Source organism: Paenibacillus sp. NPDC058367 (genome assembly GCF_042723305.1).
Lineage (GTDB): Bacteria > Bacillota > Bacilli > Paenibacillales > Paenibacillaceae > Paenibacillus_AQ.
Window position 1 is genome coordinate 544,181 of sequence record NZ_JBHXIZ010000001.1, and the last position, 19,961, is coordinate 564,141.

Genomic DNA, 19,961 nt, shown 5'->3' on the forward strand with positions numbered 1-19,961 from the left:
CCCTTCCAGTGTCTGATAATTGTCTCTACTTGATAGATTACCACATCTGGTCATGACGTGACATGCCCTTTTTTACAGCTGTTCCACTTCAACGCTCATGACATGATCAATTTTCTTCACATCATAATAGATCTCTGTTGCGTAATCTTTATCCGGCGCTGAGATCACCATATCGATCATTTGTCTTCCATCTTCCAAATCCTTAATTTTCATTCTGCGGATCGCCCGGGATGGACTTCTAGTACTTCGTTGGGTACTAACCTGGGGTCTCTCAATTTTTTGGATCACTTCAGTAAGTACAAAATTAGCCTCCATGATGATCCTCACCGAAACTTCATGCTTGTTAAGCACTTCAGGACCAATCGAACGAATTAAATGAGGAACCAAATTCACCGCAAACATTAGAAGAATAACCGCATATGCTGCTTCAATATAGAATCCTGCTCCCACAGCTATACCAATCCCCGAAGCTGTCCAGATGAGTGCTGCCGAGGTCAAGCCTGATATCGCATCACCGCCTCTACGCAGGATAACACCAGCCCCCAAGAACCCTATCCCACTGACAATTTGAGCAGCGAGGCGCATCGGATCCATATTTGGATGCTCAGGACCTGCAAACTTATCAAAGGCATGAATAGACACTACGGTTACAAGACAAGAGGCAATACTAATGACCATACTGGTCCGAATCCCCAGCGGTTTCTGCTTGATCTGTCGGTCAATCCCGATGAACAGCCCGAACAGCATGGCCACTAGCAGCTTAATTAATGATTCAATATGAAAATCCATAGTTCATTCTCCTTTCTCCACAGATACTCCATTATAACGGAAAACGGAGATTATGATTAGCTTTATTTTACAGCAAAAAAACGGCACTCCTATCCTCCATGTATATGCGCAGACAGCTTATAAAATCCGCATAACGAAGAGGATAGAATCCGTTTTGGTGAAAGATTATTTAACCATGAAGCAACGATTCTGCACCGTCACAATAAATCTCAGTTCCTGTAATATGATCGGAATCCTCGGAGGCCAGAAAAAGTGCCAGCTTTGCAACTTGATCAGGACGCCCAGGACCTTCCTCTAGCGGTTGATCCCCTTCCGGAAATTCGACAGGGATTTTTACCTCTTTGAGATCCTCGGATGGAAAAGTGTTGTCATCAATATTGGTCTTAATAGCCCCAGGACAGATCGCATTTACGCGAATTTGAAATTGAGCCAGTTCTAATGCTGCCATCTTCATAAAAGCAACCTGACCTGCCTTTGTCGTACTGTAAGCAGAAAAACCGATGTTAGAAAATACACGATTTCCGTTAATGGAGCTGTTAATCAGGATGCTGCCACCGCTTTCTTTTAGATGCGGTATCGCATATTTAACAGTCGCGAAGGTTCCACGAAGGTTGATGTGAATCGTCTGGTCCCAAGACTCAATATCCATCGTTTCAATGGGCGTCATGGCTCCATTAATCCCTGCGTTTGCAAAAACAACATCAAGACGACCCCATTTCGCGGCCGCCTTGTTTATGGCAGCTTCCACTTGCGGGGGTTCAGCAACATCGCATTCAATTACGAGGGCTTCTCCGCCTTCTTTCTCCACTTGTTTTCTAACCTTTTCTGCGTTCTCAACAGTTCTATCCAGCAACACAACTTTGGCCCCGTTACGAGCGAACTCAAGCACAGTTGCTCGTCCAATGCCGGAACCACCTCCTGTTACAATCGCTACCTTACCTTCCAGCTTCTTATCTGCCATGTTTAAGTATCCTCCTTCTTGTCATGCAAGCCTTCCAGTTAAGTTCTTTCCTTAACCTTAACCTCGCATACAAAAGTTGAATCGATAGATCTTTAATACCCCAAAGGATTATTTTTATTCACCCTGCCGAAGATGGATAATGAGATCATTTAAACCGGCTTCACGGATGCCCTCTACAATAAGATCAGCAAGCAGACGTGCTCCTAAAATCTGAAAATGTGTATTGTCTTGTACGCCAACTGGATGCAAGATATATTCTCCCGGATAGGACCACATGAACAGATCCTTTGTTCCTTCCACACCATAGGCTTCAAAAAGCTTACGACTCTTCTCCGCCAAATCGATTAGGGGGATCTGCTCAGTCTCAGCCAACTCTTTCATTGCCGTTAAATACTCTCCATGACTGTCTACTATAGCTTCTGCAGGATCAAATCTCCGCCTATGTACAGCGGTCACCAGTACCGGGTAGGCTCCTGCTTTCCTAGCAACTGTAATCATCCGCAGCAAATATTCTTTATATGTAGTGAAAGGTTCGGTGTGTCTATGTTCATCCCCTTTTGAATCGTTATGACCAAACTGTATGAACATATAATCTCTGGGCCGAAGCACAGTAGAAATGTTGTCCAAATGCCCTTCCTCAATAAAGCTCTTGGAGCTACGTCCTGAAATGGCTCGATTATCCACTACAAGACCTGCTTTGAAGCAGCGAGGCAGCAACTGGCCCCAGCCAGCATAGGGATAACCAGCTTCTCCTTGATCGGTCACCGTAGAATCACCAGCCAAATATAAGACAAGCGTTTCGTTGTCAGGCTCAATGTCGAGAGCATTTATTCGAGGCGCAATACCTGAGAAGGAGAGCTTTAGCTGACCACCCATGATTCGCATCGCAAATGATTCTCGTATATACTGACCTGCCGGGACGTTCAATGTATCTAATACGTACTTACCATCACCTGCTCGAATTATTGTACTCGTATCTGCTAAGGAGTCACCAAGTAACAAAGAAATCCGGTAAATCCCATCAGGAATATCTAACAGGAAGGCTGCCTTCTGCGGAATGCAGAAATCACTTCTTAATGGATCTGCTCCTCCCCTGGAACGCCCGAATACTGCTGAGTCTGAAGTAAAACCAAATCGCGCATCCGGAGAGTATCGTGAGTCCGGCCGAATTTTGGTGTAGCCGGGCGCTGTATCTTTAATCCCAAAGTCAAAATGATAGCTATCCAAATTCAGCCGCACCTTTCTTCATTAGATATTTTATCCTTTCAAACCACTGGTGCTGATTCCTTCCACAATCTGCTTTTGAAAGATAAAGAAAATAATCATGACGGGTGCCAAGCTAAGAACGGACATGGCGAACATGGGTCCCCAGTTGGACACGGACTCACTGTCGAGGAACATTTTCAGCCCCATAGAAACTGTATATTTAGATGGAGAGTTCAGGTACAACACTGGCCCAAGCAGGTCTTCCCAGCGCCAATAGAAGGAAAAGATCGCTGCAGTAGCCATAGATGGACGGATGAGTGGGAGAATGATTCTGAAATACAGTCCAAATTTCCCGCACCCATCAATCGTAGCCGCTTCGTCAAGTTCAACAGGTATTGTCCGAATAAACTGCAGCATTAGGAAAATAAAGAACGGAACACCGAAGAACTGTGGAACCACGATCGGCTTGATACTATCGAGCCATTCCAATTTCGCATAGATGATATATTGCGGGACTAGCACTACATCTGAAGGAAGCATAAGCGTCATCATCATGATACCGAACCATAAGCCATGCCCTACAAACTTATTACGTGCAAATCCGAAGGCTACCAGTGAAGAAGAAACCACCGCTCCTAGAGTGGCTACAACGACAATAATTAATGAATTCTTTATGAAGACACCAAAGGAATATCCGGCAATCCCTTCCCAGCCTTTAGCATAATTCCCCCATACCCATGGATCGGGAAGAAGCTGCTGAGCGGTAACGAATACAAGCCGGCTCTCTTTAAAAGAGCTCATGATCATCCACAAAATCGGATACAGCATAATGATAGCGAGGCCACCGATAAGAATGTGATACAGCGGCCATTTCAGTTTCATTTTCGCCATGGATTATTTTCCTCCTTCCGATTCGTAGAAGACCCACGATTTGGATGTCTTGAACAAAATTCCGGTCATGATGCCGACTAGCAACAACATCACCCACGCCATAGCTGAAGCATAACCCATATTATTAAACATAAAGGCCTGACGGAATAGATATAGAGAATACAACATTGTACCGTCCATTGGTCCGCCTTCACCTTTAGAGATAATATAAGCTGGAACAAAGGTCATAAATGCACTGATCGTCTGCATGACTAGATTGAACAGAATAACTGAGCTTAGGAGGGGCATTGTAATCTTAAAGAACTTTCTGAAAAACCCTGCACCATCTACACTAGCTGCCTCGTACATTTCACCAGGAATATTCTTTAGACCCGCCAGAAAGATCAACATAGATGAACCAAATTGCCACACGGATAAGGTGATCAACATAATAAGTGCAGCGCTCGGATTACCAAACCAACTTACTGGACCAAGGCCGAAAAAACCGAGCATGCCATTAATAATTCCAGTATCACTAAAAATATTACGCCACATGATGGATACCGCCACACTGCCACCTATAATAGAAGGTAAATAATAAGTTGTACGATAGGCTCCAATCATTCGCGATTTTGTATTTAGAATCATAGCCACAAATAATGCAAAGGTGAGACGTAAAGGCACACCAATAAATACGTAAAGCAGCGTCACCTTTAATGAATGTAAATATTTCGGGTCATTCGAGAACATTTTGATGTAATTATCAAATCCGATCCATTTAGGTGGAGCGAACAAATTGTATTTGGTAAAAGAAAGATAAAGAGAAATGATCATCGGGATCAGTGTGAAGCAAAGGAAGCCAATGACGAATGGACTGATAAAGGCATATCCTGTAAGGTTGCTTCGTAAACTCCGGCCTGTTAGCTTCTTTTTCTTAAAAGCCAGCGGATTCGAAGGAAGGGGATTCGTGGATGCCAAGGGTCTCCAACTCCTTTTTATGTGAATAATAAGGGAAACGGACTGCCGCCTAACCAAATGGCATGCCGTTTCCCATGTTAGACGCAGTATAGTTATCTATTACCTTCTATTACCGGCTGGAGAGAATAGCGTTCGCTTCTTTTCGGAACTGTGCGGCGGCGGCGGCTGGGTCAATTTTGCCGAAGTTCATTTGTTCAGCAAGGTCTGTAAGGAGTGCTACTACCTCTGGCGATCCAACTGGCGGACTCATTGGAGAAGTAGTAGGCTCCATGTCAGCTACGAATTTAAATACTTGCTTACCGGAATCCGTTAATTGTGAAGCTACAGATTCTTTGATTTTGCTTGAAATTGGCACACCACGTTCGCCTTTGATTAAATTGTTGGCTTCGGGATCATTAATCCAGAAATCAACGAACTTCGCTGCTTCTTCCTTCACTTTTGAGTTAGAAGTAACCGACCAGTACATACTTGGCTGCATGTAGAGTCCTTTTTCCATATCCGGACCAGGCATTTGTGCCAGTGCCATAGGACGATTTACAGCGATTTGCAAAGCAACATATTGGTTAGACCATTGCCATACGCCGATACCTGTTCCTTTTACAATATCCGACTCCTCGATAACGCCTTTGTTTTGGCTCAGTTTGTCTTGGGATGGAACCGCTCCATCTTTAATTAAACCAGACAGCATTCCGAAAAAGTCAGTGAACAAGGCATCATCCTCATATCCAAGCGCTGAACCATCATTGTTATAAAGTGCCAGCCCTTTTGTACGCAGATAATAGTTGAAGAATACGTCAGCTGCCATAGAACCGTCGATATACAGTCCAGCTGATTTAGCTTTCGCAGCAATTTCTTTGTATTGATCCCAAGTCCAGTTCTCAGGAATGGAATCCACCCCTGCCTTCTTTAGCAATTCTGGGTCATATTGAAAACCAAGTACGTTAACGCCTAATGGAATTCCGAATTGCTTCTCATTGATTACCCCAGTACTAAGGACGTTCTCATTCACATCGCCGACTTGGATCTGAGAGTTCAAATAAGGCTTCAAATCTTCGAGCTGTCCGTTAGACCCATATTGATTAATATAAGAAATATCCATTTGAACGATATCAGGAAGTCGATTCGCTGCTGCTTGAGGCGCAAGCTTCTTCCAATAATCATCGAATGAAGCATATTCAGGCTCAATCGTTACATTCGGGTATTTGGCTTCATACATATCAATCACTTGTTGTGTATAAGAATGCCGTGTATCTCCACCCCACCAAGCTATACGCAAAGTTACGGGTTCTGCTGAAGTCGTAGCTGCGGGTTTCGTTTCTGAAGGCGTGTTTGTAGCGGAATCCGTAGCGGCAGCACTATTATTGTTATTACCTCCACCACAACCAGCTAACATCGATGACAACAACAATGGTACGGCTAGTAAAGCGAATCTCTTTTTCAAATTCATGTCCCCTTTTCCTATAATAGTATAAAGGCTCTGATCCCTTTAGGTAGCGCTTTCATGTATAAATCTTCTCAAATATTCAGTGATTGTTGAATACAAAAAACCGTCTTGTTTGTTCAATAATCAGTTCCCTTGAGAGGGTTTCATAAATTCTGTGGGTGTCTGCCCAGTTACTTTTTTGAACACTTGACTAAAATACTGTGCATTCCCACCGAAGCCGAACATTTCAGCGAGCTCAAATACTCTTACATCACCACTATGCATAATGTGTTCTGATGCTTTAGTAATCCGGTAATTGGTAACGTAATTAGAGAATTTCTCCCCCGTGATTTTCTTGAATATTTTCCCGAGATAATCAGGATTCATATATAACATCTCAGCAGCGACTGAGCTAAGTGACAGTTCCGCATTCTTATAATCATCCGCAATAATTTTGAACATTTTATCTACGATTAAGGATTGGCGACAGCGAAAATGACGATCATACATCGCTGTCAAACGAGCAGCAGCATCTTTTACATAGGCTTTAAGACCACTTAAAGTCCTGATCTCAGCCAGTTCCACCATACTTGAAGTAAAGGTATTTCTTTCATCAGGGACGGCTAGACGTATCATCGCAGAATACAATTGTAAAACATAAGATCGCGTTACATTAATATCCACACGCTGTTCAGCTAGCAGATTAAATAACCTCTCTAATTCAAACTCTACTGCACTTTGTTCACCCGCCTTAATCAGCAGACAGATTTGCTCTTCATCTAATTCAATGTCATTTCTTCCGCTTAGTTCATCACTAGGAATATCACTTCCTGTGATCAAACCTCCCTCTTCCATATAAAAACAGTGGTTAAGGCATTGCAGAGTCTGACGATATAATCTCCGTGAATGTATCATGAAGTCCGCGTCACTAATCGCAATGGTTACATCCACTTTATAAAATTTGTAGAACATTTTCCGTACATCAGAAATTCGTTCAAGCAGTGTACTATTCAGCGCAGTCTCTCCTTCGACTTCCATTAGTGTCAGAATAAATCCGCCTATCCTTGTACTAAGCAGCGTTTCTTGCAGCATATCCTGTGCAATATTTTGCAAAGCAAATAGTTGCTCATATTCATAAGAACCTTCCAGTCTGAACAAGATCAAACGCACCACTTTGTCATTTAATTCGATGCCTAGCAGCTCCTGATAATACTCTAAATCTTGACTCCCGTACGTTTTGTTAGAGATCCATTCCTTCAAAAATTGTTCCTTTACATGCGGTAGTACTTTAGTAAAACGTTGCTTCATGTCATTTACAAATTCCGTCCGGCCCTTAAGTTCATCGAGCTCTGCTACCAGTTCAACTAACGCATCATGAATTTGATTCTCGTTGCACGGCTTAAGCAGATAATGTTTCACTCCATGCTGCATAGCGATACAGGCGTAGTCAAAATCCTTATACCCCGTCAACATAACGAACTTTACCTCAGGAAACCGTTCACTGCATTTCTGCACCAAGCCTAGTCCGTCCAATCCGGGCATGGAAATATCAGTAATCACTATTTCAGGGCGAAGCTCCTCTATTTTCTCTAAGGCTTCTATCCCGTTTCGCGCAGTACCCACAAGTTCCGTTCCTGCCTGTGCCCAGTCCACTACCTGAGATATGCCTTCTAGTATCAACCGTTCATCATCAACCAGCAGTAACTTATACATTCTCTTGCACTCCTTTTAAATAAGGTATACGTACATGTATTGTCGTTCCTTGACCTGGCTCACTTTCAATCACTGTACCCCATTCTGGGCCAAATACGATTTGAATACGCTCTGCGATGTTCGCTAACCCAATGCCTTCGCCACGTGTCTTAACTCTTCCCTGCTGTAAATCTTTGATGAACTCGGCACTCATCCCCGGCCCATTATCACTAACAAGAATATCAAGGCCCTGTTCTTCCTCACTTACGGTTATAGAAATCGTGCAAGGCTCGATATTAGGCTCCAATGCATATCGGATCGCATTCTCGATCAACGGCTGAAGCGTCAGCTTCGGAATTAAAGCGTCATGCAAATGCTCTGGAAAATCCATGCGGAAATCAAGTCTCTCGTCAAATCGTGTCTTCTGGATAATGACATAATTGCGCACAATGGTGAGCTCTTTTTCAATCGTAATCAACGGGTCTTTAAGACCAATCGAACTGCGAAACAAATAGCCAAGCGCTTCTACCATTTCTGAGATTTTAGCTTGCTTGTTCATCTTCGCTAACCAATTGATCGATTCAAGTGTATTGTACAAAAAATGCGGATTGATCTGTGCCTGCAGTGCTTTAAGCTCGGTCTCTCTAATAATGAGCTGCTTCGCATAATTCTCATCGATAAGTTCTCTGATTCTGCGGATCATCATTTTAAAGGTCCTGTTAAGCTGACTTACCTCGTCCTGCGCAGTTTGTGAAACGACACCTAGCGACTGTTCCTCCAGATTATCCAGATCACCCTTCTCGATTTGTTTCATTTTTTTGGTCAGCTTTGAAATCGGGCGTACAATACTTCGGGCTAATCGATAGCCTAAGAGCAATCCAATTAGTAATATGAGCGCGAATATGATGACGACCAATTTTTTTACAAAAGTAATATGTTTGAACATCTCATTGAAGGGGGTCGCATTGATATACATCCATTCCATATAAGATGATTTAGTCTTCGTTATAAAATATGTTCCTTCTTCATACTTAGCCGTACGATAAAGCTCGGAACGTTCCGTTTCCGCTTTAAGCTCATTTGGCAGCAACATCGGAGTTTGGGGATAAACCGCTAGCCCTGAAGTCGCATCTGCAACAATCAACTGATCGCCATCCGAAGTGTTACTAGTGCTATCTGCAATAATACGATCAATCCGAATTCGAATGACTAACGTCCCTAAATCGTCCAGCGTAAAGGTTGATCCGGTGTAAGATTTAATCTGCCGAACAGCCAGGAGTGAATTCTTATTCCCTTGGGGATACCACACAATACTACCGCTAGCTTCCTTAGCCAGAGGCTTTAATTGATCCTGGAGATCCTGTGATACACCTTCCCGATTACCCGCAGTCATAGCTCCGCCATTCGTATCCAACAACATCATGGAATAAACGTATTTCTCTGCTCCTGCAAAGGCAACTAACCTGTTGATGATTTTATTATGTAGGACCTGCCGTTCATATGGTTGAGGATCATCCTGTAACTGGCGAAGACATTCCTGAATTTGCTCATCAGAGACCACTGTAAAAGAAAGTTGTTCCAGCTCTCTCAAAGTACTCTCTATACTGATAGATGACATTCCCAGCACTTCAGATGCCTTTTCATAGATTTGCTTGTCATAAATTCGATAAACATACTGCAGGACGGTTAAAGAGAACAGAAAGGACAGCAGCAGCAAAAATGAAATGATCAATATCATTTTATTAAAAATACCCGAACTCCTGTAAGCGCTAACATTCTTCCAAAACATAAGCATCCTCCAATTCACTCCAAACCCTTATTATGGGAATAATATTTATCGTCACTATATCCTATCATAAATGATATTGAAGCATTTGGGAAAACTTACAACAAAAAGGACTTAAAGTGAAATCCAGAGTCAGAATTCACTTTAAGCCCCTATCCTGAGCCTAAGATACTCCTATACAAAACTAACCAAGCATCATTCGATCATCCGCCAGTTTATGACCACTGATGGTCTCAAATTCTCCCAGCAGGCGTTCTACCGTAAGATCCTTTTTCCTTGTTTCATCAATATCAAGGATAATACGGCCTTTATCCATCATGATAAGACGATTGCCAAGACGTATAGCCTGCTCCATGTTATGGGTAACCATAAGCGTAGTCAGCTTCATCTCACGGACGATAGACTCTGTCAGTTTAGTAATCAGCTCCGCTCGTGAAGGATCAAGTGCCGCTGTATGTTCGTCTAACAGCAAAATTTGCGGCTGGGTAAAGGTTGCCATTAGCAAACTCAGTGCTTGTCTCTCCCCACCAGATAATAATCCTACCTTAGCTCGCAGACGATTCTCCAATCCAATCCCGAGACGACTTAACTCCTCACGAAACATCGTCCGTCTCGCTGCATTTACACCAAACGATAATCCTCTACTCTTCCCTCTTTTAAAAGCCATCGCTAAATTTTCTTCAATCGTCATCCGTGGAGCCGTACCTGCCATCGGGTCCTGAAAAACCCGTCCGATCCAGCGACTGCGCTGATATTCTGCTAAATGGCTAATCGAATTCCCTTCAATACTAGCTGAACCAAGATCCGGCTTCATCACACCAGAAATAATGTTCATTAGCGTTGATTTACCAGCACCATTGCTTCCAATAATGGTAACAAAGTCACCAGGAAGAAGCTCCAAATCAATGCCAAGTAGTGCGATCTTCTCATCCGGTGTCCCAGGATTAAACAGCTTAGATACGTTATCTAGTTTAAGCATCGATGGTGCCTCCTCTCTTGCTGCTAAGCGCTTGTTCAGCTAATTCAAGCGAACGTTTACGCGCCATATTCTTCTGCTTCAAGAAACGCTGAATCGATGGGAATACAAGTGCGAAAATAACGATAATCGCCGTAATCAGCTTAAGATCCGAAGGTCTCAACCATGGTACATACAAGGCTAATGCAACTACGATTCGGTAAACAATAGATCCCAGAACAACTGCCAACGTCGCAAGGAATACATTTCCAGCACCGAAAATGGCTTCACCAATGATTACCGAAGCTAAGCCGATAACAATCATCCCTATACCCATTGAGGAATCCGCAAAGGTAGAATACTGAGTGATCAATGCACCTGAAAGTGCCACCATTCCGTTGGATAAACTGACGCCGAGAATTGTCGTGTTATCTGTGTTTACACCCAGACTACGGATCATTCTTGCATTATCTCCGGTAGCCCTTAAAGCAAGCCCAAGATCAGTACGCAAGAATAAATCCATTAGAATTTTCACAAATAAAACAATAAAAGGAAGAACAAGAAGCGGATTGATGGACGAGAACAACGTGGTATCACCCATTAGTGACCAGTTAGGCTTACCGCCAAAAATTCTCAGATTGATGGAATAAAGTGCGATCATCATTAGAATCCCGGATAACAATCCATTAATCTTGCCCTTCGTATGTAGTAGACCGGTGCACATTCCTGCCAGCATCCCACCTGCAATAGCAGCAAGCGTGGCTAACCAGGGTGCATAACCATTGGTAATCATAACGGCCGCAATAGCACCGCCAGTAGTAAAGCTTCCATCTACAGTCAAATCAGGAAAATCCAAAATGCGAAAAGTAATATACACCCCTAAAGCCATAAATGCATAGAGCAACCCCATTTCCACAGCCCCGAGCATTGAATCATACATAGAAGTCTTCTCCTTTCAAGCATCAAGGGGCGCCCTCATGGAATCGCCCCTATAGAATGTCTTATTGAATAATATTGTTAGCTTGATCAGCAACTTCTTTTTTCATCGCATCCGTCACTTCTATGCCTTGTGCGGCAGCCGCTTTAAGGTTAAGGATAAGATCGAGCTTTTCTTGCATCGTTACTTTCATATCTGCTGGCTTTTTACCATTCTTCAGAATGTCCACTGCCATTTGTCCAACTTGGTAACCATGGTCGAAATATTTGAAGCCAACGGTTGCAAATGCGCCTTTTTCAACGGTATCCCGGTCGCTGGAGAAGAACGGAATTTTCTTATCATTAGCTGTTTGAATAATCGTATCAACAGCACTCACTACTGTGTTATCCAAAGTAATGTAGAATGCATCTACACGACCAGCTAGTGATTCAGCAGCTTGCTTCACTTCAGAAGTATTTGTGATGGCTGCCTTCACAAGCTCAATACCATGTTTATCCAGCTCTTTCTTAGCAATATCCGCCATAATTACAGCATTCGGTTCACCTTCATTGATAACAATGCCCAGCTTCTTCACATTAGGAAATTGAGTAGCAATGAATTGCATTAATCTATTAATAGCTTCAGGATTCGTATCTGATACACCAGAAACATTTCCACCTGGGTGCTCCAGATCAGTTACGATCTTTGCATCGAGTGGATCAGTCACTGCTGCGAACAGTATCGGAGTGTCCTTACTTGATTTACTAAGCGCTTGAACAACCGATTGAGCAGAAGGTGTTGCAATAGCCAATACCAAATCATTAGTGTCAGCTGCAATCTTCTGAGCAATGGTCAAGTTATTCGCAGGGTCAGCTTGAGCATTCTCAAGGTCAACCTTCAGGTTCTCTCCTTCAACAAGCCCGGCATCCTTCAAAGCAGCAAGAATACCTTCGCGTGTAGCATCAAGTGATGGATGTTCTACGTATTGGGAAATTGCGATTTTGTACGTTTTGGAATCAGCGGTTCCAGCATTCGTTGGCGCATTTCCAGTGCTTGTTGCGTTTCCTGAGTTTACAGCGGCATTATTGTTGCCACAGCCAGCAGCTACTAGCATGAAGCATAAGCTTAAACCTGCAAAAATGTTTCTCTTTTTCATTAAAGTACCCCATTTCATTAGATTATTAACGCGTGCATCAAAGTGAGCGACTCAGCATTATCACTTTTATCGATAAAAGCATTAAAGCATAAGCTTACACGTACCTCACAATAATGATGGAAATCTATTAAACCTATATTATATGGAGGTTGTTTATCCGTCAATCACTTATCCTACTTCCATAGAATACAAATTTTATAGCGCATAACTCACCAATATAGGAAGGACTTGGTTATGTCTTACAGTGATTGCCTTGGTCCTCATTACATAAAAAAAAGCCCCCTGCACAAACTTAAACTACAGTTTGAATATGGAGCGTGTCATATGCCTAATAACCACAAAAAATTACTATCCACTGCTACTGTATTGCTCGCTGCCGTTTTATCAAGTACCGCATGCGGTTACTCTTCACAATCACAAAAACCCAAGGTAAACGCCGTAACTCCCGATGGCATGCAAGCCTCAAGTTATTATGAAAAGTCCGCCATCACCGATGCTCAAGGAAAGTACTGGATTCCACTCAAACCTGCGATTACATCACTCGGCTATCGAATGAAAGATGATGCTACTCATGGTGGATACACCAAAATTGGCTACAGTGATGTTATGTATATGCTGCGCCCTGGTTCTACTCATGTCTTCTCCCTAGGTGAGAAAATCACATTACCGCAGGCACCTAGACGACAAGAAGGTCAAATCTATATCACACCTTTAGCCCTATCCAAATTTCTTCAAACGGAGGTGGGTTGGAATCCTCAGTCTGGTGAAATCAACATAGCCACACCGACCGACCATGAGGCTATTATAAAAACACCATCTGCTAAATCACTGGATGGATCAAAACCATTTCACATCCAAAGCATTTCTGAAGCAGACAAGAAGGAATTAGTTACTTATGCCAAAAAATTCTTAGGTGTACCTTATGAATTCGGTACCGGGCCTTATGAAGAGACTAAGAAATTTGATTGCTCTTCTTTTACAAGGCATGTATTCAAACAATTCGGTGTAAACTTACCGCGTCTAGCCAAGGATCAAGATAATATAGGTTCTCGCGTGCAACGCAGTGCACTAGATGTCGGCGATCTTATATTCTTCACTGTCCCAGGTCGGTTTGAAAGTGATGCTATACCCGGACATGTCGGTATCTACATTGGGGATGGAAAGTTCATTCATACCTGGGGTGATCCCGGGGTTCAGATCAGTGAGCTCGACTCAGGGTATTGGAGCAACGTAATCCTGCATATGCAGCGCATTCTGTAACCTACATTCACTGACTAAAGGCACCCATAAAGAAAGCCTGAATCCTCCGCTATGGAAGGGTTCAGGCTTCTTTGTTGCAGCATAAAGCGGTATTCTTAATCCCAATTCTTGCCCTTGCCACTTAAACGTACAAACAGCTTTACTAACTCTACAATCACTATAATTGCCAGTGCTGCAGCAATTACAATTCCCCACTGTAACCCGCTTAAATGTGAGACACCAAACCAGTCATTCAGTCCTGGGATGATAATCACCAGCACCAGCATAAGTGTAGAGATCAGTGATGCCCACAGCATATACCGGTTGCTGAACCAGCCAATCTGGAACAACGATTTCGTATTGGATCTGACGTTAAATGCATGAGAAATTTGCAGCAATCCTAATGTGGCGAATGCCATCGTAACCGCAATTCCCTCATTGTAATGGGTATGTGCCCACTGGTATACAAACAGCGTAAGCGCGGCCTCTAATATACCCTGGTAGATGATCCCGATTCCCACGCCTCCAGCAAAGATACTGCTGCTGGCTTTGCGTGGTTTCTTCGACATCAAATCATCCCCCGCCTTCTCAAGCCCAAGAGCTAGTGCCGGTAGGGTATCGGTAACAAGATTAATCCACAGAATATGAATTGGCTCGAGTATCCGCCAGCCGATCATGGTTGCAATGAATAGCGTAAGCACTTCCCCAAGATTGGCTGAGAGTAGGAACTGGATGGCCTTACGGATATTGCTGTAAACCTTCCGTCCTTCTTCAACAGCAACAACAATGGTCGTAAAGTTATCATCTGCTAGCACCATGTCTGAGACGCCCTTTGCTACATCCGTTCCTGTGATCCCCATCCCGACGCCGATATCTGATGATTTAAGCGCAGGAGCATCATTCACACCGTCACCCGTCATGGCAACAATCTTCCCTTTTTTCCTCCACGCCTTAACGATCCGAACTTTATGTTCAGGAGATACACGTGCATAAACCGAATAATTAGTGACTTTCTCAGCAAATTCCTCTTCACTGAATTTATCCAGCTCACTGCCGGTCAATACGCCCGTCTCATCTTCGATAATACCTAATCTTTTAGCAATGGCCGCTGCAGTATCTCGATGATCTCCTGTAATCATTACAGGTCTAATCCCCGCTTTACGGCAGATAGCTACCGCATCCCGTACTTCCTCTCGTGGAGGATCAATCATACCGACTAAACCGATAAATACAAGTTCTTTCTCCGTAGCTTCCGGGGAGAGGTTAGTCGGTAGCTGCTGTTCATCTCTGAAAGCAAATGCCAACACCCGCAGTGCATCATTCGCAAGCATTGTATTACTTTCCATGATATGTCGTGAATGTTCATCATTAAAAGGAACGATCTCTCCATCCACGAAGATATGGCTGCATTTGGACAAAAGCACATCTGGTGCACCTTTCGTTAATACACGATAACGTCCGTTCTCAACTTCATGAATCGTTGTCATCAGCTTGCGATCGGAGTCAAATGGCAGTTCATTTTTACGTGGGAATTTCTTTTCTAAATCCCTTTTGTCAGTACCTATACTGAGCGCGTAGTCTACTAACGCTGTTTCCGTAGGATCCCCGATAATCGCTTTACCACTCTTAGTTTGCGGGTCCTTAGCTCCATCATTCCCTCCAGGTTCTTCAGAGGAATTCCCTTCATCAATGCTGGAATCATTACAAAGCGTCATAGCCTGAAGCAATAGTTCACCACCCGGTGTCCCTTCAAGACCTTCAGCAGCTTCTTTCGTAGTTCCATTGACATGCACTTTTTCGACAGTCATCTTGTTTAGAGTCAAAGTACCTGTCTTATCAGAGCAAATAATTTCGGTGCTTCCGAGCGTCTCTACAGCAGGGAGTTTGCGAATGATCGCTTTACGTTTAGCCATCCGCTGCACTCCGAGTGCCAAGATAATCGTCACAATTGCTGGCAGCCCTTCAGGAATCGCTGCTACTGCAAGTGAGATCGAGGTGAGAAGCATATCCAGCAGCTCTCTACCCTCAAATATACCGACGGCAAAAATGACTACACAGACACCAAGAATAATAAAGGTGAAATATTTTCCTAGTTCATCCAGTTTCTTTTGCAGCGGTGTTACATCATTCTCTTCCTCCGAGATAAACCCAGCAATCCTGCCGACTTCAGTCTGCATTCCTGTAGCTGTGACGACACCAATCGCTCTACCGTAAGTTACATTGCTGCTCATATAAGCCATATTGGTGCGATCCCCGATAACAATATCGCTTCCTTCAAGCACACCTATCTTCTTTTCTGAAGGTAATGATTCTCCGGTCAATGCGGCTTCCTCTGTTTTCAAAGAAGCAGCTTCTAACAGTCTAATATCCGCCGGAACTACATTTCCAGCTTCCAGCAATACGATATCCCCAGGTACGAGATCTTCACTTTTAATCTCTGAGACCTGACCTCCACGCCGCACTCTGGCATGCGGAGAGGACATACTTTTCAGGGCATCTAGCGCCTGCTCTGCCTTATTTTCCTGAATAACACCAAGTACCGCATTCAGGATGACTACCAACAAAATAATGACTGTATCTGTCCATTCTCCCAAAACCCCAGACAATACTGCCGCCACTAGCAAAATAAAGATCATTACATTTTTAAATTGTTCAATAAATTTTCCTAGCAGAGATTTGGTTTTTGCTTCTTGAAGTACGTTCTTCCCATACTGCTCCAGAAGTTTAGCGGCTTCACCGGAAGACAAACCATCTTTCCTTGTTTCCAGCCTTTTGAGCACTTCTTCCTCACTTAGTGTATGAAAAGGTACCTGCCCCTGCGATTTTGGATCATTTGAGTTCAAGACAATAGCCTCCTTCCGGGATTGAGATTCTGGTAAAACCTCTCATATGAGTCTTACCCAAAAAAGGCATGGTGATTCTAGAACGTTATGTACAATTTTAGAAATTAAGCTGTTCCGTCTGCTTGACTCGATCAAAGCTCTTGAATCTAGTCCCTTGATAAAGGAGTTCTCCTCTATCCCCTTCTACAATCAGACCAAAATCCCGATCTCTAACCTGCAATTCCAAGCGTCCACCATCTTCAAACTCAAACGTCACATAATAACTAGTATGTGCGCTCGATTCACCCGATCTACCCCATACCTCAGTCCGTTTCGTTACAGCTTTAGAGCTAGCTTTTATCAAGGGACTTGCGTTGTTGGCTATCCAGCTTCTCACTGATTTATAAATTATAAAGACGAAAACACCTAGAATAAACAAAGCAAATAATTTAAAAAATAGGGGCATCTCATGAATGAAACTTCCGAAAAAGCTTCGTTTATCAAAACCGTTAAAATCCTGCCATTCGCTCAAATTCATTCCTCCTGACTGATACAAGATAATAAAAGTCTTCTTTTCTACGAAATACGTCATTTTTCCCGTCCGGTTTCTTGTTTTCATCGTTTTCAAATGAATTTTTTTCACAAAACAATTTGGAATCAAATGATAAGGTATGGTATGCTTTTTATACTACATACAGTTGGGAGGTGTTATTTCGGTGCAATATATAGCGCGCTTGTCACTACTTTGGTTTCTTCGTATAGTCCTAATTCTAGGAATGATGTTTTCTTTTCCACCGGTTTGGTCTGGAGGATTATTCACTACGGAGCAAGAATCAAAGACAACCGAAATTGAACGCTACGAGCGAAAGTTTATAGCTCCCGTAAGGACGGTACCCCAAATAACTCCTCAAATAGGAGCCATCAAAATAACTGAACAGTGGGGAACTAAATCTATTGCGGTAGCCGCGATACTCCCTGTGCTTTCTTTTGTATTCCGTCCTGTGATCTATAAATTCTTGCTTCGACTGCGGCTGTACCTGTTAAAATTCACTTCTCACTTTCTAATATCACGCAATGCGAATTTCATATCTACCTTAAATGATTGTTACTGAAGGTCATTTAGAACTTCCATTGATAAAAATTCGAAGAAAGCGAAATAATTATAAGACACCTAAATGCAGGGTAGACTTTCGTGGATTATAGAGAATCGGATTTACCAGGAATCGGTAAAAATTTGTTATGCAAACTTACTTCTAGCATAGGAATCAAAATGGATCTATAAATTATTGGATACAGTATATAAATTAAAGAAGTGACATGCTGCTAAAATTATCCCAAAAAAAGCTGTCGCTCCCTACGAAAATGAATACGGTTGTTTCCCCTGCTAAAGGAGGAAAAACATTGCAGACAAAGACAACACAACATAAACAATTACGTAAAAATTCAGTATTCCGAGTTCTAACCGTTATTGCAGGAGCACTACTTGCCGCAGTAGGATTAGAGTTATTTCTCATACCACATGGGCTTGTAGTTGGTGGAATCACAGGTTTATCGGCATTATTCGCTCATACCACTGAAATGCGGTTGGGATTGTTTCTTTTTCTATTCAATCTACCTTTTATATTCATGTCTCGAAAGCAAGTGAATCTTCGCTTTGCTCTGTATACCGTTCTAGGATTAGCTTGCTTGACCATCGCTTCTCTTGCTCTACACCGTTTTCCTGCAGTGATTAGTGATCCTTTACCTGCTGCTATGGCAGGTGGCATATGTTTAGGACTCGGTATCGGTATATCTGTCCGATTCGGTGGTGTGAACAAACATGCAAGTGATCAAGGATATTCACTTCTGAGTGGTGGACCGCCAAAGTCAACCGAAGTCGTCATCATGATTCTAAACTGTGCTATTTTGCTTATAGCAGGCACACTATTTGGCTGGGAGCAAGCCATGTACTCCATTATTGCTTACTTATTGGCCTTCGAAGGTGTGAGATTCTCACTCCGAGGGTTATCCGATTCACGCGCTGCATGGATTACCAGCAATAGTTGCATGGATATCCAGGAAGCTCTCGAAAACTCATTAAATCGAGAAGTTGGGCTTGCTGAAGGCTCCGGGCAAAATGGAGAGCTGAGCACATTGTTTTGTCTCATCAACAAAATGGAAGAACATCAATTGCGGACCATCGTCCTTAATTGTGATCCTGACAGCCAAATTGTGCTCAAATCAGCTGCCAGTGATCAAAGATTGAGTAATCTGCCATCCTAACTATTAGGTCAGAATGATGAGCATAGTGAGTAGGATGATTACGTCTTCTTTGTTTGAAGGTAACCTTTATGATTCTACGTAAGATAAATAGCGTTTCTCCCGTGTATGGGGGGAGCGCTACTTTTGCGTTATCAACCGGGGTTCTTTCGCTGGAATTACGATATCCTGCAAAAGTACATCTTTTGGCTCAGACATCCGCTCCATTAAGCCCAAATCCTGCAAATGTACAGGAATATCCTCATTTATGGCTCGAAAGCTTCTTCTGATGCAAGAATTCCTGCAGATTTGCAGGAATCAATACATTAACCCTCCTCGTATCATCTAAAGATGTACTATTGCAGGATTCTCGCCGGAAAATTATTGGTTAGTCTACGTTCGTTAATCAGTGTTCGTCAGTCAGCGTTCATTAATCAACGTTAATGAGCCAGTGTTTGTTTGTCTGCTTTTCACTAGAATTCATCCTTGATTCACACAAAAAAAGCTGTCTCAAAAGCAGCATTCACTACTTTTGAGACAGCCTCTACTCCTTTAGCTAGCTGAGAATTAGACCTAAGATCTAGCCTATACTCGCTAGCACACTTTCCTAACGGAACATTCCCCACAAACGGATCAAGTGGAAGGTGTTGTTTGGATCAATTTTCTGAGCGATAATAAATTTCACAATTTGGTCTTCCTGCGTCGAGGTCAATTTCTCGTTCAGTACACCAGACGCATTCCGTACCAACCTGCGAACAACTGCCGTGTCCTGTAGCTCTTGTTTCGAGACGCCGTTAATCATATTTTTAATACGATCTTTGACAGTCGCGTTTTTCATCTTCAGCTTGATGCGTTCCACGAGCTGAGGGCTAATTCCGAATTGTTGATAACCCAAGTGTAGCACCTCCCGTCATATCCAATCTTTCACAG

The 19,961-nt window shown here is 42.9% G+C and carries 16 protein-coding genes; 2 read left to right on the forward strand and 14 right to left on the reverse strand.

Annotation, left to right across the window (positions count from 1 at the left end; genetic code table 11):
- Window positions 1-72: 72 nt before the first annotated feature.
- The 11 genes from ACFWMP_RS02520 to ACFWMP_RS02570 all read right to left on the reverse strand — a co-directional run bounded on the left by ACFWMP_RS02520 (window position 73) and on the right by ACFWMP_RS02570 (window position 12,732).
- Window positions 73-789 carry an MgtC/SapB family protein gene (locus ACFWMP_RS02520; RefSeq protein WP_042126933.1) on the reverse strand — a complete coding sequence of 239 codons (717 nt, stop codon included), beginning with the start codon at window positions 787-789 and terminating at the stop codon, window positions 73-75.
- A gap of 169 nt (window positions 790-958) precedes the next feature.
- Window positions 959-1,750 (reverse strand): SDR family oxidoreductase, encoded by a 792-nt coding sequence (locus tag ACFWMP_RS02525; protein ID WP_042187431.1) that lies wholly within the window; start codon window positions 1,748-1,750, stop codon window positions 959-961.
- Window positions 1,751-1,864: 114 nt separating this feature from the next.
- Window positions 1,865-2,977 (reverse strand): rhamnogalacturonan acetylesterase, encoded by a 1,113-nt coding sequence (locus ACFWMP_RS02530; protein WP_379421826.1) that lies wholly within the window; start codon window positions 2,975-2,977, stop codon window positions 1,865-1,867.
- A 30-nt stretch (window positions 2,978-3,007) separates the two neighbouring features.
- Window positions 3,008-3,847: a carbohydrate ABC transporter permease gene (locus tag ACFWMP_RS02535; protein ID WP_042126927.1), complete on the reverse strand. Its 840-nt coding sequence runs from the start codon at window positions 3,845-3,847 to the stop codon at window positions 3,008-3,010.
- Between the two features lie 3 nt (window positions 3,848-3,850).
- On the reverse strand, window positions 3,851-4,771 hold the full coding sequence (locus ACFWMP_RS02540) for a carbohydrate ABC transporter permease (protein ID WP_042132108.1): 921 nt from the start codon (window positions 4,769-4,771) through the stop codon (window positions 3,851-3,853).
- A gap of 142 nt (window positions 4,772-4,913) precedes the next feature.
- A complete protein-coding gene (locus ACFWMP_RS02545; protein ID WP_149644202.1) occupies window positions 4,914-6,251 on the reverse strand; it encodes an extracellular solute-binding protein in 1,338 nt (445 codons plus the stop codon).
- 120 nt (window positions 6,252-6,371) lie between these two features.
- Complete coding sequence (locus ACFWMP_RS02550; protein WP_379421827.1) at window positions 6,372-7,940, reverse strand: response regulator transcription factor; 1,569 nt, start codon at window positions 7,938-7,940, stop codon at window positions 6,372-6,374.
- Entirely contained in the window at window positions 7,933-9,708 is a 1,776-nt protein-coding gene (locus ACFWMP_RS02555; RefSeq protein WP_379421828.1) for a sensor histidine kinase, read from the reverse strand. The genes ACFWMP_RS02550 and ACFWMP_RS02555 overlap by 8 nt, the downstream gene beginning before the upstream one ends.
- A gap of 181 nt (window positions 9,709-9,889) precedes the next feature.
- Window positions 9,890-10,684, reverse strand: coding sequence for an ABC transporter ATP-binding protein (locus ACFWMP_RS02560; RefSeq protein ID WP_042187421.1), 795 nt, complete (start codon window positions 10,682-10,684; stop codon window positions 9,890-9,892).
- Complete coding sequence (locus ACFWMP_RS02565; RefSeq protein ID WP_379421829.1) at window positions 10,677-11,600, reverse strand: ABC transporter permease; 924 nt, start codon at window positions 11,598-11,600, stop codon at window positions 10,677-10,679. The genes ACFWMP_RS02560 and ACFWMP_RS02565 overlap by 8 nt, the downstream gene beginning before the upstream one ends.
- A 61-nt stretch (window positions 11,601-11,661) precedes the next feature.
- On the reverse strand, window positions 11,662-12,732 hold the full coding sequence (locus ACFWMP_RS02570) for an ABC transporter substrate-binding protein (protein ID WP_042187416.1): 1,071 nt from the start codon (window positions 12,730-12,732) through the stop codon (window positions 11,662-11,664).
- A 324-nt stretch (window positions 12,733-13,056) separates the two neighbouring features.
- Between ACFWMP_RS02570 and ACFWMP_RS02575 the strand changes: the two genes are divergently transcribed.
- Entirely contained in the window at window positions 13,057-13,992 is a 936-nt protein-coding gene (locus tag ACFWMP_RS02575) for a C40 family peptidase (RefSeq protein WP_379421830.1), read from the forward strand.
- A 95-nt stretch (window positions 13,993-14,087) separates the two neighbouring features.
- Here ACFWMP_RS02575 and ACFWMP_RS02580 read toward each other — a convergent pair whose 3' ends face one another.
- Both ACFWMP_RS02580 and ACFWMP_RS02585 read right to left on the reverse strand, forming a co-directional pair.
- Window positions 14,088-16,814 (reverse strand): calcium-translocating P-type ATPase, SERCA-type, encoded by a 2,727-nt coding sequence (locus ACFWMP_RS02580; RefSeq protein WP_379421831.1) that lies wholly within the window; start codon window positions 16,812-16,814, stop codon window positions 14,088-14,090.
- Between the two features lie 97 nt (window positions 16,815-16,911).
- Window positions 16,912-17,325, reverse strand: coding sequence for a DUF2500 domain-containing protein (locus ACFWMP_RS02585; RefSeq protein ID WP_379421832.1), 414 nt, complete (start codon window positions 17,323-17,325; stop codon window positions 16,912-16,914).
- A gap of 869 nt (window positions 17,326-18,194) precedes the next feature.
- Between ACFWMP_RS02585 and ACFWMP_RS02590 the strand changes: the two genes are divergently transcribed.
- Window positions 18,195-19,055 (forward strand): YitT family protein, encoded by an 861-nt coding sequence (locus ACFWMP_RS02590; RefSeq protein WP_339247458.1) that lies wholly within the window; start codon window positions 18,195-18,197, stop codon window positions 19,053-19,055.
- Window positions 19,056-19,638: 583 nt separating this feature from the next.
- Here the strand turns inward: ACFWMP_RS02590 and ACFWMP_RS02595 are convergent.
- Entirely contained in the window at window positions 19,639-19,926 is a 288-nt protein-coding gene (locus tag ACFWMP_RS02595; RefSeq protein ID WP_042187408.1) for a stage VI sporulation protein F, read from the reverse strand.
- Window positions 19,927-19,961 lie beyond the last annotated feature (35 nt).